A 16,823-nucleotide genomic window follows, 5' to 3' on the forward strand; every position below is an offset into this window, starting at 1 on the left:
TTAGTTATGTAAAAAGCTCTAGAATACCTAGAGCTTTTTCCTATTTCAATTTCTCGATAATCTGTGCCAAATCACTAAGGGAACGTTCAGCAACTTTGCTATATCGCTCTTTTTTATCACGGATACGTGGCCCTTCAAGCTCTTTCACAATACCAAAAGTAACGTTCATCGGTTGGAAATGTTTGCTATCGGTATGAGTAATATAGTATGGAAGAGCACCTATTGCTGTCGTTTGAGGGAAGATAACTTCTTCTTCATCTTTAAACAAACGAGCGGCATTAATTCCCGCAACTAATCCACTTGCTGCGGACTCAACATATCCTTCAACACCAGTCATTTGACCAGCGAAGAAAAGGTTTTCTTGCTTTCTTGATTGGAAGGTTTGTTTAAGAAGATTAGGTGAATCCATATAGGAATTACGATGCATCACGCCATAACGGACGAACTCAGCATTTTCAAGTCCTGGTATCATTTGGAAAACACGTTTTTGTTCTCCCCACTTAAGGTGTGTTTGGAAGCCAACAATATTATAGAGCGAAGCCGAGGCATTATCTTGACGCAGCTGTACTACAGCATAAGGGGTTTTAAAATCACCATCACGTGGCCCTGTATATGAATCAGGGTATTCTAAACCGACGGGCTTCATCGGCCCAAATAACATCGTTTTATAACCACGTTTAGCCATTTCTTCAATCGGCATACATCCTTCAAAGACTTTCAAATCCTCAAAAGAATTAAGAGGAGCTTCCTCTGCATTAATCAAGGCTTGCTGGAAGTTATTGAATTCTTCTTTAGTCATTGGACAGTTAATATAGTCTGCCTCACCTTTATCATAGCGGGATTTTTTATATACTTTATCAAAATCAATACTATTTGCATCAATGATTGGTGCAGCAGCATCATAGAAATAAAAACCATCACCGTCATTAAAAGCGTGTATTTTCTCAGCCAAAGCATCACTTGTCAAAGGACCTGTAGCAATAACCGTTATTTCCTCATCTAAGTTAGGTAACTCAGTGATCTCTCCACGAATAACTTCAATCAAAGGATTATTAGAAACCGCATCTGTCATAAATTGAGAAAATTCTTCGCGGTCTACAGCTAAGGCTCCCCCTGCAGGAACTTGTGTTTTTTCCGCCGCTTGCATCATAACCGAATCTAAGCGTCTCATCTCTTCTTTGAGTAAGCCTACCGCATTTGTAATAGCAGCGCCACGAAAAGAATTTGAACAGACGAGTTCAGCAAATTTATCTGTCTTGTGTTGTGGGGTAGCTTTAACGCCACGCATTTCATATAATTTCACAGGTATACCACGTTTGGCTATTTGGTAGGCTGCCTCTGAACCGGCAAGTCCAGCTCCGATAACGTTTATATGTGTTTTTTTCATTTTTGAGCTTTCTATATTAAATCACTTTACATAAATAAATCTATGTAAAGTGATATGTATTTATTTTTGTTTTTCTTCTTGGTAGTCACAAGTTTCATTACTACATACGACTTGTTTGCCCCCGCCACGAACTTTCTTTTCAACTAAGAAATGTTCACATTTTGGACAAGCACGTCCAACAGGTTTATCCCAGCTAGTAAATTCACACTCAGGATATCTGTCACATCCATAGAATAGACGATTTTTCTTGGTTTTACGCTCGATGATTTGGCCTTTGTGACAACTTGGACAGGTTACACCAATTTCTTTGACGATAGCTTTGGTATTATGACAATCAGGGAAATTACTACATGCATAAAATTTCCCGTAACGTCCCAACTTTATAACCATTGGATGCCCACAAACATCACAATCGAAACCAGCTGGTTCATCTTTGATGACAATTTTTTCCATTTCTACTTCGGCTTTTTCAAGTTCGCCAGCAAAAGGTTTGTAGAATTGGTCAACCACATCTACCCAACGGCGCTTGCCTTCTTCCACCTTATCTAAATCTTTTTCCATTTCTGCGGTAAATTCAGTATTTACAATATTCGGGAAAAATTCTACAACTAATTTATTAACGATTTCACCAAGCTCGGTTGGTTCAAAACGCTTAGCAACGAGTCGAGCATAGTAACGTTTTTGTATAGTTTCAAGTGTCGGCGCATAGGTTGAAGGACGACCCACTCCATTTTCTTCTAACACCTTGATTAAAGTAGCTTCACTGTAACGTGCAGGAGGCTGTGTAAAGTGTTGTTCTGGTTTGAGATTAGCTTTCTTAACGGTATCCCCTGCTTCCATATCAGGAAGCATATTGTTCTTCTCAGAATCATTATAAATCGCTAAGTAACCATCAAACTTCACTTGTGATCCATTGGCTATAAAAGTTACACCATTTTGTGAGAGGTTGACTTTCATGGTATCAAAAATGGAAGCAGTCATTTGACTCGCTACAAAACGATTCCAAATCAAAGTATAAAGTTTCAGCTGGTCTTTATCAAGATATTTTGCAATAGTTTCAGGAGTATTTAAAACGTTAGAAGGACGAATGGCTTCATGGGCATCTTGTGCTCCAGCTTTGTTGGTTACCTTTGAACCGTGCTTGCTGTATTTTGCTCCGAAACGGTCTGTGATAAACTCAGCAGCAACGCCTTGAGCTACAGGAGAAATTCGAGTAGAATCGGTACGCATATAAGTAATCAAACCTTGATGACCTTGGGCGCCAAGTGTGAGCCCCTCATAGAGTTGTTGGGCTACCATCATTGTTTTACGCGTACGGAAGTTTATTTTATTAGCTGCATCTTGTTGCATCGAACTTGTCGTATATGGCAAGGGAGCGTTTCTACGGCGCTCTTTCTTTTCTACCTTATCAACATTAAAGTCTGGCCCTGATAAACGCGCCATAACTTCTAAGACATCGTCATTATTGTCCAAGGCACGCTTTTTACCATCAACACCCCAAAAAGCAGCTTTAAATTTTTTAGCTCCTTTTTTAAATTCCCCATCAATTGACCAATACTCTTGAGGAATAAAAGCATTAATTTCATTTTCCCGATCAACAATAAGTTTAAGTGCAATAGATTGGACACGACCCGCAGATAAGCCTTTTTTTACCTTTTTCCAAAGAATTGGACTGATAGAGTAGCCTACTAAACGATCCAAAATACGGCGTGCTTGTTGAGCATCTACTAAATCTACGTCAATGCTTCTAGGTTCTTTAAAAGCATTTTTTACCGCATCTTTAGTAATTTCATTGAAAACAACACGATTTTTTTCTTCCAGTGGTAGGCCTAAAATATGAGCCAGATGCCAAGAAATAGCTTCTCCTTCTCGGTCCGGGTCACTTGCCAAATATACAGCTTTGGCAGCTTTCGCTTCTTTTTTAAGGCTATTTATCAAAGGTGCTTTACCACGTATATTGATATATTGTGGTTCATAGTCATTTTCAATATCAACAGACATCGTTGATTTTTTCAAATCACGTATATGTCCAACAGAAGCAACAACTTTATAGTTGCGCCCCAAATATTTTTCAATCGTCTTTGCTTTAGCAGGTGACTCTACAATTACGAGATTTTTGCCCTTAACAATTTTTGATTTCTTTTTAGTTGTCGTTTTTTTACTACTTGTCTTCTTTTTCGCAGTTGCTTGTTTTTCACTTGCTTTCGCCATATTTTTACCTATTTTTTCAAATTTCAATAGTCTAATAATATAGGCTTTTAGGGCAGATGTCAAGTAATAAAACTAAAAGTGTTTTTCTTATAGGAGAACTCAACATATTTTTAAAACTCAAAGAGGCTGTAAACCCTTATTTTATCTGGAATAGAAAGGGATAAACATTTTTTTACTGTAATAAAAATTTTGATAGGGATTTTCCTCAGTCAAATACATAGTCTTCCAAGATATCTTTTCCATGTGTAATAAGTTTTGCCCCTTGCTGAATCAAACTGTTGCAACCAGAAGAATGCCTGCTTAAAATATCTCCTGGTACAGCAAACACATCACGATTTTCTTCTAAAGCCCATTTACTAGTAATTAAGCTTCCACTGCGTTGTTTGGCTTCAACTACAACGATTCCTCTAGAAAGTCCTGCAATAATTCGGTTTCGTTCAGGAAAATGAAACTTTAGTGGTGGCTCTCCTGCTAAATATTCTGACAAGATCAATTCATTTGCTGCTAAATAGTCTTGCAATTTACGGTTTTCTTTAGGATAGCTTATATCTAACCCGTTACCTATAACCGCAATGGTAGGTGTTTTTTGCTTAACAGCAGCAACATGGCTTGATGTATCAATGCCTCGTGCTAATCCACTTACAATAACAAAGTTTCTTTCTAGTTCTTCAATAAGCTTATGCGTAATCTTTATACCGTCTTTAGATGCTTCACGACTCCCAACAAAACCAATCTTAGGGAGGTTAAGAAGTTCAAGATTTCCTTGATAAAAAAGAAGTACCGGGGGATTATACATCTCTTTGAGTCTTTCTGGATAAATATCATCCATTATTGAAAAAGAAGGAAAAGTTTTATAAAGAGCTCTTAGCGATTTAATATCTTGATTCTTATAGTTTTCAAGAAAATCAGGAAGATTTTTAATCTCAGAGACACGCGCCTTTTGTCGTAAAGTCAGTTTTTCCCGATGTTCTTTCTGATACTGAATCAGTTTCCAAACACTAAGATTGGACATCCCCGCCCTTTTTAATCGCAATATTTCAAAGTTTCTAATCATGAAGCCTCCATTTTTTACTGTTTGTTGTATTAGCACGTAAAAAACAAAAACTTTTCACAAAAAAAACCGCATTTCTGCAGTTTATTTATTCAGCTTGCTCGATATCCTTCTTCAATTGATCAAGGTTAAATTTAGCTTTAAGGAAGTTTTCTGATTGAGTCGGAAAATTCTGTTCTAGAGCATCAACTTGACCTATCTCTACTTTTCCTGAAAAACCAGAGAAACCTAAAATATGCCCACCAAAATCACAACTGTCTGCAAGAAAATGTAGATGATAACCCGCTACACTCACACCGTGAAACATCTTTGGTGTCCAAAAGCCAACCACTGTTCCTTTAACATTTTTTTCTTCATATTCAGGTTGATTTTTTGCTACTTCAGCAAAAGGTTCCCCTTCACGCGCGCCAGGTGCCATACGCACATGCATTGTGTCAAAACTACCTTCCATTTTTACTGTATAGAATGTATTTTCACTCGTAAATTTATTTTCTATTTTTGTAAAAAGCTCCGCACTTGATATTTCTTCCTCTTGTTGGAAAGAAAGTGATGCTTTATGATGTGTTACAGCAGCATAAGGTACGGTTTCTTCAGCCTGTACTTTACGAACTTTTTTATCACCAGTTGCAATATAGGCTTCACCATCTAAAACAATCAGCTCACCGTTAATTCCAGCCAAAGTTCCAATGCCAAAGTTTCCTTTTTCAAGTAAGTCTCCGATGGTTAATGTACCTTCATAAAGACCGGACATCAAAGCAGCAAGTGTGTTGTGTTGAAATAATTTCATAGTTTATTCTTCCCTTTCAAAACTTATCATTTATCAATATTTTAATTTTAACATAATATCAGCTATGGTATCGAAATACAGATTGTTTTTTAGGGGGGAGTTTCTATACAGCTTCTCCTTGGATTTCTAAAGGGTACTGTATAGAACAATCTTTAGCACTCCAACTTTCAGATTTATTTTTGACATTAAAAAAGAGCAAGCTCTCACTTGTCTTTTTTAAGTTATTAATCTTCAAACCATTCATCAACTTGTTCTTTATGTGTTTTAACCCATGAGTCTGCTGCTTCTTCTGGTGTTTTACCATTTTGAACATCAAGCATTACTGATTCCATGTCTTCTTGTGACCAGTTAAATTTATCGAGAACTTTGTAGGCTTCAGGATTATCTTCTTTAAGTCCCTTACGTACAATAGTATTAATATCTTCAGCTTTACCCATTGCACCTTTTGGGTCCTCTAAATACTTCAAATCGTATTTATTAAACATCCAATGTGGTGACCAGCCTGTAATCACAATATCTTTATGTTGCTTAATAGCTTCACCAAGTGCAACAGTCATCGCACCTGAAGAAGATGGCACCAAGTTCCAATCTTTCAAGTTACTATAATCTTTCATAGTATGCTCTGCTGCTGCCATCACGCCTGCACCAGGTTCAATCCCAATAATTGATTTATCAGCTTGACTTTTAAGATCTTCAATAGAATTGGCTTTCATATAGCTTGGTACAACAAGGCCCACTTTCGCCCCCTTAAGGTTAGGACCTAAAAGTTCAACCGAGTTACTGAATTTTTTCCATTGTGTTTCGTGTGTATTAGGCAACCAAGCAGAAACCATGCCATCTGCTTGACCGTTAGCTACGGTTTGCCAAGCTACAGTATTGTCTAATGCTGTTTTCTTGACGTCGAAACCTCGATCTTCCATTGCTTTACTTAATACATTAATCGATGCTACTTCAGAATCCCAGTTCATATAAACAAGTTCTACATTTTTATCAGCAACTTTTTTATTGAGTGAAAGACCTGACATTCCTCCAAGAATAAGGACAAGGAGTGCTAAGAGGGCTCCTCTTTGCTTCCATTTTTTTAATTTTATATTCCCTTGTTTTTCCGTAGGGGCTACATTCAACTTTTGTGTAAAGCGGTCAATGATAATTGCCAAGATAACTAAGGCAATACCATTAACAAAACCTTTACCAATATCTGCGGATTGGACAGCGGCCAAAACCCCACGACCTAAACCAGGTGCACCGATCATTGAGGCAATAACTACCATTGAAAGAGCAAGCATGGTTGTTTGGTTCACACCTGCAAGGATTGTTCCTTTCGCAAGAGGAAATTCGAGTTTAAATAACTTTTGACGCGGAGTAGAACCAAAGGAATCCGCTGCTTCTACTAATTCTGTTGATACTTGTCGAATACCGAGGTTTGTCATCCGGACTGTTGGTGGTAAAGCAAAAATAACTGAGGCAAACACGCCAGGTACCACACCAATACCAAAGAAGGCCACAGCTGGAATCAAATAAACGAAACCAGGCATAGTCTGCATGAAATCAAGTATAGGTTGGACAATTTTAGCAACAAGCTCAGACTTAGCCATCCATATACCTAAAGGAATACCGATAATAATAGAAACTAAACTAGACAGCAAGACTAATGTTACTGTATTCATGAGATCTGCCCATAAGCCTTGATTGGCAATAAGAACTAATCCTAAGAATGTAAAAATAGGAAAGGCGACTTTTCGTCCAGAAACGAGAATAGCTAAGAAAGTAACAACAACAATCATTAGCCAAAATGGAACAGCTGTTAATCCTGCTGTGACAGTATCCATAATTGCTGTTCCAGATTTTTGTATGATATCAAAACCTGCACTTAAATTGCTTGTAATCCAATCTGTAGCAGTCGAAACCCATTCTGCTAAGGGTATTTTACCCATTGCTAACTCAATCATTATTTACCTCCTCATCGTCTATGCTTGCTAAAGCTTCAAGTACTCGTCCACGGATGAGAATACCTTTCAAGAATCCTTCCTCATCAACCACTGCTACTGGCGTTGGGGAATCATAGATGATAGGTAAGATTTCACTTACTAATGTTTCCTTACCAACTTGACCCACATCAGTCATCAGAACATCGCGTAATGATTGATTGTTTTGTTTGGCTTTTACAGCCTCTTCACTGGTAATAACACCACAAAATTGACGCTTCCTGTCCACAGCCATCAAAGAACTTACTTCTTCGTTCTTCATCTTCTTAAGGGCAACACTTGGACCATCAATATCAATATTAGTTGTTAAGGCTGGAATCATAATATTCTCTGCCGTAATAACCTTGGCACGATCAACATCTTCAACGAACGTTTTGACATAATCATTAGCTGGATTTGTCAGTATTTCCTCACCTGTACCAATCTGCATGATTTTACCATCTTTCATGATAGCGATGCGATCTCCAATACGGAGGGCTTCATTTAAATCATGCGAAATAAAGATAATTGTTTTTTGGAATTTTGCTTGAAGTTCCAAAAGTTCATCTTGCATTTCACGACGAATCAATGGGTCTAAGGCTGAGAAAGCTTCGTCCATCAAAAGGATTTCTGGATCATTTGCTAGAGCGCGTGCTAAACCAACACGTTGTTGCATCCCCCCAGACAATTGATTAGGGTATTGATCTTTGAAGTCAAGCAGATTTGCATTGTCCAAAGCTTTTTCAGCGCGTTTACGACGCTCGTCTTTGGGGACATTTTGAACTTCTAAGCCATATTCCGTATTTTCTAAGATGGTTCTATGAGGGAAAAGCCCAAAATTCTGGAAAACCATACTCATGCTTTTCCGACGAACTTTTAGTAAGTCCTCTTTATTTAGCGTAGCCACATCTTGACCATCGATAAAAATTTTCCCGCTGGTAGGCTCAATCAAACGATTAAGCAAACGTAACAAGGTCGATTTACCAGACCCTGATAACCCCATAATAACAAAAATTTCACCTTCGTTTACTTCAAAGTTGGCATCATAAACACCGACACTAGCCCCTGTTTTTCTTAAGATTTCATTTTTTGAATCTCCCTGCTCAACCATTGCCAAAGCAGTTTTTACACGTTTACCAAATATTTTGGTTAAATGCTCAATTTTAATTTTTACTGGCAAAATATTCTCCTTTACTCTTAATAATTAAATACTATTCATTATTTAATTTCCACAAAAGTGACCACTTTATGATAGCAATGTATTGTCACTTTGTCAAATATGTAAACTTAGAAAACGCTTAAAATTTTGACATATAAAAAAGAAAACCCTTACCTTAGACATATTGTTCAGAATGTCTAGATAATGGGACTGACGAGTGTTTTAGTTAATTTTTGTAAAAAAAGTTATGAAGAATTTGTAAGGAGTCTGACCCTCCCACAAAATATAATGTATCGTACTGATTCAAAGTTGCATATGGTCCTGGCGAAATAATCAGTTCATTATTTTGGAGAATGGCAATAACAGTCACACCTGTGTTTTGCCATAGATTCATTTCGCCTATGGTTTTTCCTAAATTTTCAGATGGTTCTTGGAGTTCAAGTTCGATGGGTGTCATGGGATTGGATTTTTGGAAATGAGCGGTTTGCCCCACTAATTTATCCAAGGTAGAGGAGAAGTTAGCCAGTTCTTTCTGCTGTCGTGAAACACTTTTTAAAATTTCAGACTGTAAGTCTTGAATTGACTTTACTTCCTGATGCTGAGCTAAATACTCTTGGGCTTTTTGCCGCGAAGCGATAAAAACACCACTTCCATGAATGGAATCTACAATTCCTAAATCACTTAGAATACTCACAGCTTTTCGAGCAGTTTCTGCTGAAACTCCAAAAGTTGTCGCTAATGTTGAACGTGCATAAATCTTTTGTCCTACTTTTAATTCATTACGAACAATGTTTTCAGCTATCAAGACGGCAATTTGCTGATATTTGGGTTGCCTTACCTCTTTCACTGGTTTCCTCCTTTGGTCAAGTTATTTCTTGTGTAAGTTCTACATAAAGATTCATTATGTCTTCTATTTTAATGTAAAAATACAAAAAAAGATAGTAAAATTATTTTAGAAAATTTAAATGTCGAATATATCTTAGTTTAGGTTTTATCGACATCTATGATAGATATGTTTCGTGTAAGTAATCTATGATATAATAAAGTGATATCTTTTAGAAAATAGAAAGTGGTAATATGAACTGGATTTTTAGATTAATTAAAGGGATGATTATTGCTCTAGGCTTTATTCTTCCTGGAGTTTCAGGGGGCGTACTTGCAGCGATACTCGGGATTTATGAACGAATGTTGCATTTTTTGGCTCACATCAGACAAGATTTTAAGAAGAATTTTCTTTTCTTCCTTCCTGTGGGTATTGGGGGAATATTAGGATTAGTCCTTCTTAGTCAACCTTTGGAATGGCTTCTCGCGCATTATCAAGTTATTGTTTTGTGGGGGTTTGCTGGTGCTATTTTAGGAACTTTACCTTCTTTATTTAAAGAAAGTACGCGTCAGAAGACAAGAGAAAAAAGCGACTGGTTAGTCCTCCTTCTCACTTTTATTTTATCTACAGTGATATTATACATGTTGCCTGCAATTGCTGGTACAGTTCCTGCAAACTTCTTCGGTTTCTTCCTTGCGGGTATTTTAATCGCTTTAGGTGTGCTTGTTCCTGGACTTAGTCCTTCGAATCTTCTTTTGATTTTAGGACTTTTCTCTCCAATGCTTGAAGGTTTTAAAAATCGTGATATACTTGGCGTTTTTCTTCCTATTGCAATTGGTGGTATATTTGCCCTTGTGAGTTTTTCCAAAATTATGGAAAAACTTCTTCTTACTCAACATTCAAAAGTTTACCACTTTATCATCGGTTTAGTGCTGTCAAGTACATTACTCATTGTCATTCCAACTCAAAGTGCTGAAGCTATTAGCTATAGTGGGGCCACTATTTCAACCTTCTTAATGAGCGCCTTACTTTTTGTTGTAGGCCTGCTCTTAGGACTTTGGATGAGTAAACTGGAAGACAAATATAAATAATTATTGATTTAGAGTATCTATTAAAAGATACTTTTTTTCTGAAATTTTTTCAGTAAAAAACAACTGAATAGATCAGTTGTTTTTCTTATATTCTTAGTCTGTTTCGATTAAACCAATATTTCCATCTGTACGACGGTAAACAATACTTGTACTTTCTGTATAAGCATCTAAAAAGACATAAAAATCGTGTCCAAGCATATCCATTTGGAGGACAGCTTCTTCTGCATCCATTGGTTTAAGATCAATACGTTTTGTACGCACGATTTTAACCTTTTCATCCTCAACTTCATCAGCAGCTGCCAAGGGTGCAAATTCATCACCGAAAGCCATTCCTGTAGGGACATTCGCTTTCGATTTACGGTTCACCCGTGTCTTATATTTACGAATTTGACGTTCTAACTTTTCTTCAACAAAGTCGATAGAAGCAAGTATATCCTGTGCCATATTTTCTGCGCGTAACGTAACATTTTTAGCAGGTACTGTAACTTCTACCTTGTATCTTTTATCTGAATAAGATTTAATATTTACATAAGCCGTTACTTCATGGCCATCGTTGAAATATTTGTTAAGTTTTCCTACTTTGTCTTCAATATATGAGCGAATCGAATCCGTAATTTCTACGTTTTCAGCACGGATATTAAATTTAATCATAGCGTTTTCCCTTAGTATTTCTTTGTGAAATACTCTTTCTTTATTTGTTTCTTATTTAATTTTAATATAAAATCAAAAAGGGGTCAAATAATATATGGGATGTCACTCAATTAGAAAGCTTGAGCTGCTGTTTCCACTTTACCAAGAAATTCTGATAAAAATTCATCAGCTTTTTCAGGCTGATAAGCATGACCTTCTACGCTCAGAGTAGTAAAGTCTGTACCAATAAATTCAAAAATTGTTTTCATGTATTGTGTGCCTGTATCTTGGCCACCGTAGAAACCACCGCTAGCTTGTAAGTACAATACTTTTTTATCTGTTGCCAAACCTTTAGGACCTTCTGCTGTATAACGGAAAGTTTTACCCGCTACATTAACTGTGTCAATCCATTTTTTAAGACTTGCTGGGATCATAAGATTCCATAACGGACTAGCAATAACAACCTTATCCGCTGAAAGGAATTGCTCGGTAAATGCTCCGAAGCGTGCGACTTTATCTTGTTGTGTTTCAGATAATGCTGTAAATTCTACACCATTTTGCATCGCGATAAATGCAGAAGCCATATCTTGATCAATTTCAGGAATATTAGCTGTGAAAACATCCAATACCTCTACTTCATCTTCAGCGTTTGCACTCTTATAAGAAGACACAAAAGTATCTAGTCCTTTGATTGAAAAGCTGTCCTCAGCTGTTAAGGGATGCCCTTTTACAACAAGTAATTTAGTCATTAATTAATCCTCCAAGATTATTTTCTTAATTTACATCTGTAAACTCAAGTTTACCTCATTTATTATAGCAAAAAGATTTTCAGAATACTATAATTTTAGTACGTGAACCTTAACACAATCTTTCAGATTTAAAAATCATCCTGATTTAATCAAGATGATTTTTATATTAATGACGAATAAGATAATCAAAAGCACCAAGAGAGGCTGTAGCGCCACTTCCCATCGCAATAATAATTTGCTTGTAAACAGAATCTGTACAATCTCCTGCCGCAAAGACTCCGGGTATATTTGTTGCCCCTTGTTTATCAACAATAATTTCTCCACGATTAGTACGTTCAACAACTCCATCAAGCCATTCTGTATTGGGTACTAGTCCAATCAAAATGAAAACGCCAGATAGCTCAAGAGTAACTTCTTCCTGTGTTTCACGGTTAACATAGTCTAAACTTTCAACTTTTTCTTTACCATGAATGGCTTTTGTTTCAACATTGGTTAAAACACTCACGTTATCTAAAGAATAAAGTTTTTCTTGGAGTACTTTATCTGCTTTTAATTCTGGTAAAAATTCTAAAACAGTAACATGCTCCACAACACCAGCTAAGTCTATTGCTGCTTCAATTCCAGAGTTTCCTCCTCCAACTACAGCTACTCTTTGTCCAGCGAATATCGGACCATCACAATGCGGACAATATGCGATACCTTTATTTTTAAATTCTTCCTCTCCTGGAATACCTAATGAGCGCCAGCGGGCCCCAGTAGATAAAACAACGGTTTTAGACTTCAGAACAGCTCCATTTTCTAAGGTGACTTCGAGCAAATCATTCTTTTCTAATTTGACTGCTTTCTGCGTTTTCATGATATCAGTAGGATAAGATTTTACATGCTCTTCTAATTGAGCGACGAGCTTAGGCCCCTCTGTATAAGTAGTCCCAATAAAATTTTCAATACCTAGGGTCTCTAAAGGCTGGCCGCCAAACTTTTCAGCTAAGATTCCCGTACGGATACCTTTACGTGCTGCATAGATAGCTGCACTAGCTCCTGCAGGGCCGCCTCCTACCACAAGTACATCATATGGCTCTTTATTTTCAAACTCTTGGCTACCTGTTTGGCCAATCAACTTATTTAAAATTTCTTCAAGACTCATACGACCACTTGAAAATTCTTCACCGTTGACAAAAACAGTAGGTACAGCCATGATACCACGAGATTTAACCTCCTCTTGGAACATTCCGCCTTCAATCATGGTATGAGTTATATTTTTGTTAAGGACACTCATAATATTAAGCGCCTGAACGACATCCGGACAATTATGGCAAGTCAAGCTAACATAGCTTTCAAAATGATACGGTTTGTCAATAGACTGGATACGTTTTTTAAGATCTTCTTCAATTTTTGGCGCGCGACCACTTACTTGTAAAAGAGCTAAAACTAAGGAATTAAACTCATGCCCCAATGGTAATCCAGCAAAAGCAATCCCTCTCATCTCACCCTTACGAACCACGGAAAAACCGGGAGCTTTTACGAGTTTTGCTTCTTCCACACTTATTCGCGGGGACATCGATGCAATTTCATTGACAAAATCGCGTACTTTCTTGCCATTTGTATCATTTTCTTCCGCTTTTACTCGTAAAGCAATATCATTTTCCAAAAGCTCTAAGTATTGTTTTAATTGTGCTTTAAGATTTTCTTCTAACATTTTATTTTTCCATTCTTTTTAGCTTAAAAAGGTGAGTAAAATACTCCCCTTATTAAATTAAATCTTACCCACTAAGTCTAAACCAGGAGTCAATGTCTCAGCATCTTCTTTCCATTTGGCAGGGCATACCTCACCGGGATGTTTACGAATATATTGTGCGGCGCGAACTTTATCAACCAACTGGCTGGCATCACGACCGATACCATCTGCAGTGATTTCTACAGCTTGAACAATACCATCTGGATCAATAATAAATGAGCCACGTTGTGACAATCCTGAATTTTCATCTAAAACGTCAAAAATACGTGAAATTTTTTGAGATGGGTCAGCAAGCATTGGATATTCCACTTTCCCGATAGCTTCACTATGTTCATGCCAAGCTGCGTGGACAAAGTGTGTATCCGTTGAACATGAGTACACTTCTACTCCTAAATCTTTAAGAATACTGTACTGTTCTTGCAAGTCTTCTAACTCCGTTGGGCAGACAAACGAGAAATCGGCAGGATAGAATACAATAATATTCCATTTTCCTTTAAAATCATCTGAATTGACCGTCAAAAATTTTCCATTTTGATAAGCTTCAGTGACGAAATGTTCGACTTCTTTTCCGATGAGTGACATAGATTTTTTCTCCAATTTTCTATTAATTTTATGCTTCTCAAATAATTATTACAAAATGAATATTATTAGTCAACGGATATGTTCATGATTTAAGCCCCCTAAAAAGCGCTTAACACTTCTAAATTATTACATTTTCTATTGAGAGTTATTAAAAACAATGCTCTATTTCTGTGATATGCTGCGTTAAGAAATGTAATTATTTTGTAATATTCAACGATAAAAGAGGAGGAGGCCATCGTGACAAATTATTTTTTTAAAGCTTCTCAATTATTGCAGTTATATAAAAAAACCTTGTCACGCAAGGTTTTTTATTTTGCAGTAAAAGCCAAGGTCTTGTCCAACATAAAAGGACGTAAATAAGCAGTGGCATTGCTGGTTGGGAGAATTTCTTCTGAAAGGGAAATCCCTAATTCATTCTGAAGATAACTTCTTCTCGCTTGTATTCTTTCCCAGATTTCAGGATATTCTTTTTGGATATCTTCTCTCAAGTTTTCATCAGCTAAGAAAATACCACTTTCACAACTCACACCCCCATATCCGGGTACGGAAGGTATAATATCTATTTGAAAAAGCATCCCACTTTCAATCTTTTCTTTTGATTCTGGATAGATGGGAGAACTCATCCATTCTTCATCCGCTGTTAGATGACCTGGGTTAAGCGACCACCCATATTTTTCTTTAGGTAGAACTTCTTCTATTTTACTGTATACATCTTGACCAGTCATACCAATTTTAATCGTTTCAAGCCACGTTTTAACAGCATTGAAATATGGCTTAGCCACTTCATTCAGATAATTTTTCTCATCTTCTGGTAGTTCGGAATCTTGGCTTACAGCATAGCCTCCCCGGCTTTGCAAACCACCTTTATAACCGGTAGTCAAAGAAAGTGTATCACCATTTTTTATCTTTTTGTTGCTCGGATAAATATTTGCTTTTTCAAAGCGTTCACCTGTTGCCATAATGGTGACTACATTGTGCGGTTGGCCTAGAGCGGATAGATTTGCAGCGACTTCCATTTCAGTCTTACCCACTTCAATTTGATCCATAGCTTGGAGAATACAACGGCCAGCTAAAGCCGCACCAAATTCATAGTGGGCAAACTCGTTTGCATTATTTCTTGTGCGGACTCCTTTTTCTCCAATAAGAAGGGAAGTTGCATTTTCCATGTGGGCATTCGGACATAAGTTTTGTAAAGCATGAACTAAATAGTAAGGTAAGTCAAAGAGTTGGGTATTATATTCGACCGAACTTGTAAAATTTTTCCATCCTACAAGGCCGATTTTATTGGAACTCTTTAGAGCACACTTACTCAAAATGTCCTTTACTGTTTCTTTGACTTGCATAGGTTGGTTAGGTAAAGAAAAATGTGGCATATGTACTGCCTTAACGGAAAGCCTTGCTTTATCTGCTTTGTTGAGGTTCTCATTTCCTAAGACAAGATAAGCTTGTTCATTTTTGTGTAAGACTAATAAGGCTTCTTCAAAACGTGGCAAAAAACCAGTCAAATATTCGAAGTTGCTCCCGTGCTCTAAGTCTGCATAAATCACTAGACTGTCAAAGTCATTTTCACGCATCTTTTTAAGCAGTTTTTCTTTTCTCAGGCGCATCGTTTCATCCGTTAGAGTAACCGGTTTGAGCTTGTCTTCAATAGCGGGAGGTGTGAACTTTTTAAGTTGAATCATTCCTTATTCCTTTAGTTTTACAATAAGAACTGCCCACAAAGCAATTCTTTATTTATTGATATTAATTTTTTAATTCCTGTAAAACAGATTTCAAATGAGTAAACTGAGAAGGCTCAGAGAGAGAAACAGTCATTTCCCAAGCACGTGTCCCTTCTTCAACTGCTAAAGACAGAAAAATACGTTGAAAATATGTTAGTTCTTCAGAATAAACTAGATAATCAATATCCTCTTGTGAGAGATAAATCTGATCACGCTGAATGGCTTTATTTAAGTAACGAAGCCAGAGTTTTGCATTTCCTCTTGACTTTTTAGCTGCCGCTTCAAAATATTCTATCCAATTCATTTATAATAGCCTCAATAGTTCTGGATTTTCTCTTAGGTAATTTTTCAAAGCTTCTTCACCATAAGCTATGCTGTAAGCTTCTAAAACCACGGCTGGATCCGACGTTCCTTCCGAGTAACTTTCCAATAAACCTAAAAGAACATCTGGACTCTCTATTTTTAATTTTTTCATGATTTGAGCAATATCTGGAATATCTTTTGCTCTACCAGCCTGAATCTTATCGATTAAAACAGACTGCAGCGATGAGAGGTAGACTTCAAGGTGACTGTCTGCAAAAATCAAGACTTTATCTTGATCTGAAAGTGACATGATGCGCCCAATCGAATGGCTCAACCAAGGCTCGTTCATTGTCCCGACATGGTACTCTTGACCAATCTCTGCAATAATCTCTTCCACCTTAGCTGTAGAATCATAAAAAGCATCAATGTCCTCAGTTGCTTTTAACCCGTGATATTCAAGTACGAAGCCCCCCACACATTGTAGACTTAAATGGATGTCATTTTCGGACAATTTTTCGTTCAAACGGGTAAACAACTTATCATAATTCATAAATTATATACTTTCTTTTGAAATCTCTCCCTTTGATTATAGCACATGGAAGCCTATAAAAAAAGAGTTTTTATCCCCAG

The 16,823-nt window shown here is 37.0% G+C and carries 15 protein-coding genes; 1 reads left to right on the forward strand and 14 read right to left on the reverse strand.

Features of this window, described 5'->3' with window-relative positions:
• Positions 1-40: 40 nt before the first annotated feature.
• From trmFO to I6G50_RS03635, 7 genes are all read right to left on the reverse strand, one after another.
• A complete protein-coding gene (trmFO, locus tag I6G50_RS03605) occupies positions 41-1,387 on the reverse strand; it encodes a methylenetetrahydrofolate--tRNA-(uracil(54)-C(5))-methyltransferase (FADH(2)-oxidizing) TrmFO (protein WP_197909201.1) in 1,347 nt (448 codons plus the stop codon).
• Positions 1,388-1,447: 60 nt separating this feature from the next.
• On the reverse strand, positions 1,448-3,598 hold the full coding sequence (gene topA, locus I6G50_RS03610; protein WP_197909202.1) for a type I DNA topoisomerase: 2,151 nt from the start codon (positions 3,596-3,598) through the stop codon (positions 1,448-1,450).
• Positions 3,599-3,803: 205 nt separating this feature from the next.
• The gene (gene dprA / locus I6G50_RS03615; protein WP_081167264.1) at positions 3,804-4,652 is read right to left on the reverse strand and encodes a DNA-processing protein DprA; all 849 of its coding nucleotides are present in this window, start codon (positions 4,650-4,652) and stop codon (positions 3,804-3,806) included.
• Between the two features lie 85 nt (positions 4,653-4,737).
• Positions 4,738-5,436 carry an acetolactate decarboxylase gene (gene budA / locus I6G50_RS03620; protein WP_081167267.1) on the reverse strand — a complete coding sequence of 233 codons (699 nt, stop codon included), beginning with the start codon at positions 5,434-5,436 and terminating at the stop codon, positions 4,738-4,740.
• Positions 5,437-5,660: 224 nt separating this feature from the next.
• On the reverse strand, positions 5,661-7,385 hold the full coding sequence (locus tag I6G50_RS03625) for an ABC transporter permease/substrate binding protein (protein ID WP_003136193.1): 1,725 nt from the start codon (positions 7,383-7,385) through the stop codon (positions 5,661-5,663).
• A complete protein-coding gene (locus I6G50_RS03630) occupies positions 7,378-8,580 on the reverse strand; it encodes a quaternary amine ABC transporter ATP-binding protein (RefSeq protein WP_003136194.1) in 1,203 nt (400 codons plus the stop codon). The genes I6G50_RS03625 and I6G50_RS03630 overlap by 8 nt, the downstream gene beginning before the upstream one ends.
• A gap of 205 nt (positions 8,581-8,785) precedes the next feature.
• Positions 8,786-9,406, reverse strand: coding sequence for a GntR family transcriptional regulator (locus I6G50_RS03635; protein WP_003136197.1), 621 nt, complete (start codon positions 9,404-9,406; stop codon positions 8,786-8,788).
• Between the two features lie 230 nt (positions 9,407-9,636).
• On the opposite strand from I6G50_RS03635, the gene I6G50_RS03640 reads away from it, so the two are divergent.
• The gene (locus I6G50_RS03640; RefSeq protein WP_081167274.1) at positions 9,637-10,473 is read left to right on the forward strand and encodes a DUF368 domain-containing protein; all 837 of its coding nucleotides are present in this window, start codon (positions 9,637-9,639) and stop codon (positions 10,471-10,473) included.
• Between the two features lie 93 nt (positions 10,474-10,566).
• On the opposite strand, the gene hpf is transcribed toward I6G50_RS03640, so the two are convergent.
• From hpf to I6G50_RS03675, 7 genes are all read right to left on the reverse strand, one after another.
• Positions 10,567-11,124: a ribosome hibernation-promoting factor, HPF/YfiA family gene (hpf, locus tag I6G50_RS03645; RefSeq protein ID WP_197909203.1), complete on the reverse strand. Its 558-nt coding sequence runs from the start codon at positions 11,122-11,124 to the stop codon at positions 10,567-10,569.
• 110 nt (positions 11,125-11,234) lie between these two features.
• Positions 11,235-11,852, reverse strand: coding sequence for an FMN-dependent NADH-azoreductase (locus I6G50_RS03650; protein WP_197909204.1), 618 nt, complete (start codon positions 11,850-11,852; stop codon positions 11,235-11,237).
• Positions 11,853-12,018: 166 nt separating this feature from the next.
• Positions 12,019-13,548, reverse strand: a complete 1,530-nt coding sequence (ahpF, locus tag I6G50_RS03655; RefSeq protein WP_197909205.1) for an alkyl hydroperoxide reductase subunit F — start codon at positions 13,546-13,548, stop codon at positions 12,019-12,021.
• Positions 13,549-13,605: 57 nt separating this feature from the next.
• Positions 13,606-14,169, reverse strand: a complete 564-nt coding sequence (gene ahpC / locus I6G50_RS03660) for an alkyl hydroperoxide reductase subunit C (protein WP_197909206.1) — start codon at positions 14,167-14,169, stop codon at positions 13,606-13,608.
• A 308-nt stretch (positions 14,170-14,477) separates the two neighbouring features.
• Positions 14,478-15,851 carry a M24 family metallopeptidase gene (locus I6G50_RS03665; RefSeq protein ID WP_197909207.1) on the reverse strand — a complete coding sequence of 458 codons (1,374 nt, stop codon included), beginning with the start codon at positions 15,849-15,851 and terminating at the stop codon, positions 14,478-14,480.
• A 61-nt stretch (positions 15,852-15,912) separates the two neighbouring features.
• On the reverse strand, positions 15,913-16,194 hold the full coding sequence (locus I6G50_RS03670; RefSeq protein ID WP_003136205.1) for a hypothetical protein: 282 nt from the start codon (positions 16,192-16,194) through the stop codon (positions 15,913-15,915).
• Positions 16,195-16,743, reverse strand: a complete 549-nt coding sequence (locus tag I6G50_RS03675; RefSeq protein WP_197909208.1) for a DUF6036 family nucleotidyltransferase — start codon at positions 16,741-16,743, stop codon at positions 16,195-16,197.
• Positions 16,744-16,823 lie beyond the last annotated feature (80 nt).

The organism is Lactococcus garvieae (assembly GCF_016027715.1).
Lineage (GTDB): Bacteria > Bacillota > Bacilli > Lactobacillales > Streptococcaceae > Lactococcus > Lactococcus garvieae_A.

What these genes read in the sequence shown, in the direction of transcription:
- trmFO (WP_197909201.1), bottom strand. Translation starts at nt 1,387, where the DNA reads ATGAAAAAAACACATATAAACGTTATCGGAGCTGGACTTGCCGGTTCA.
- topA (WP_197909202.1), bottom strand. Translation starts at nt 3,598, where the DNA reads ATGGCGAAAGCAAGTGAAAAACAAGCAACTGCGAAAAAGAAGACAAGT.
- dprA (WP_081167264.1), bottom strand. Translation starts at nt 4,652, where the DNA reads ATGATTAGAAACTTTGAAATATTGCGATTAAAAAGGGCGGGGATGTCC.
- budA (WP_081167267.1), bottom strand. Translation starts at nt 5,436, where the DNA reads ATGAAATTATTTCAACACAACACACTTGCTGCTTTGATGTCCGGTCTT.
- I6G50_RS03625 (WP_003136193.1), bottom strand. Translation starts at nt 7,385, where the DNA reads ATGATTGAGTTAGCAATGGGTAAAATACCCTTAGCAGAATGGGTTTCG.
- I6G50_RS03640 (WP_081167274.1), top strand. Translation starts at nt 9,637, where the DNA reads ATGAACTGGATTTTTAGATTAATTAAAGGGATGATTATTGCTCTAGGC.
- hpf (WP_197909203.1), bottom strand. Translation starts at nt 11,124, where the DNA reads ATGATTAAATTTAATATCCGTGCTGAAAACGTAGAAATTACGGATTCG.
- I6G50_RS03650 (WP_197909204.1), bottom strand. Translation starts at nt 11,852, where the DNA reads ATGACTAAATTACTTGTTGTAAAAGGGCATCCCTTAACAGCTGAGGAC.
- ahpF (WP_197909205.1), bottom strand. Translation starts at nt 13,548, where the DNA reads ATGTTAGAAGAAAATCTTAAAGCACAATTAAAACAATACTTAGAGCTT.
- ahpC (WP_197909206.1), bottom strand. Translation starts at nt 14,169, where the DNA reads ATGTCACTCATCGGAAAAGAAGTCGAACATTTCGTCACTGAAGCTTAT.
- I6G50_RS03665 (WP_197909207.1), bottom strand. Translation starts at nt 15,851, where the DNA reads ATGATTCAACTTAAAAAGTTCACACCTCCCGCTATTGAAGACAAGCTC.
- I6G50_RS03670 (WP_003136205.1), bottom strand. Translation starts at nt 16,194, where the DNA reads ATGAATTGGATAGAATATTTTGAAGCGGCAGCTAAAAAGTCAAGAGGA.
- I6G50_RS03675 (WP_197909208.1), bottom strand. Translation starts at nt 16,743, where the DNA reads ATGAATTATGATAAGTTGTTTACCCGTTTGAACGAAAAATTGTCCGAA.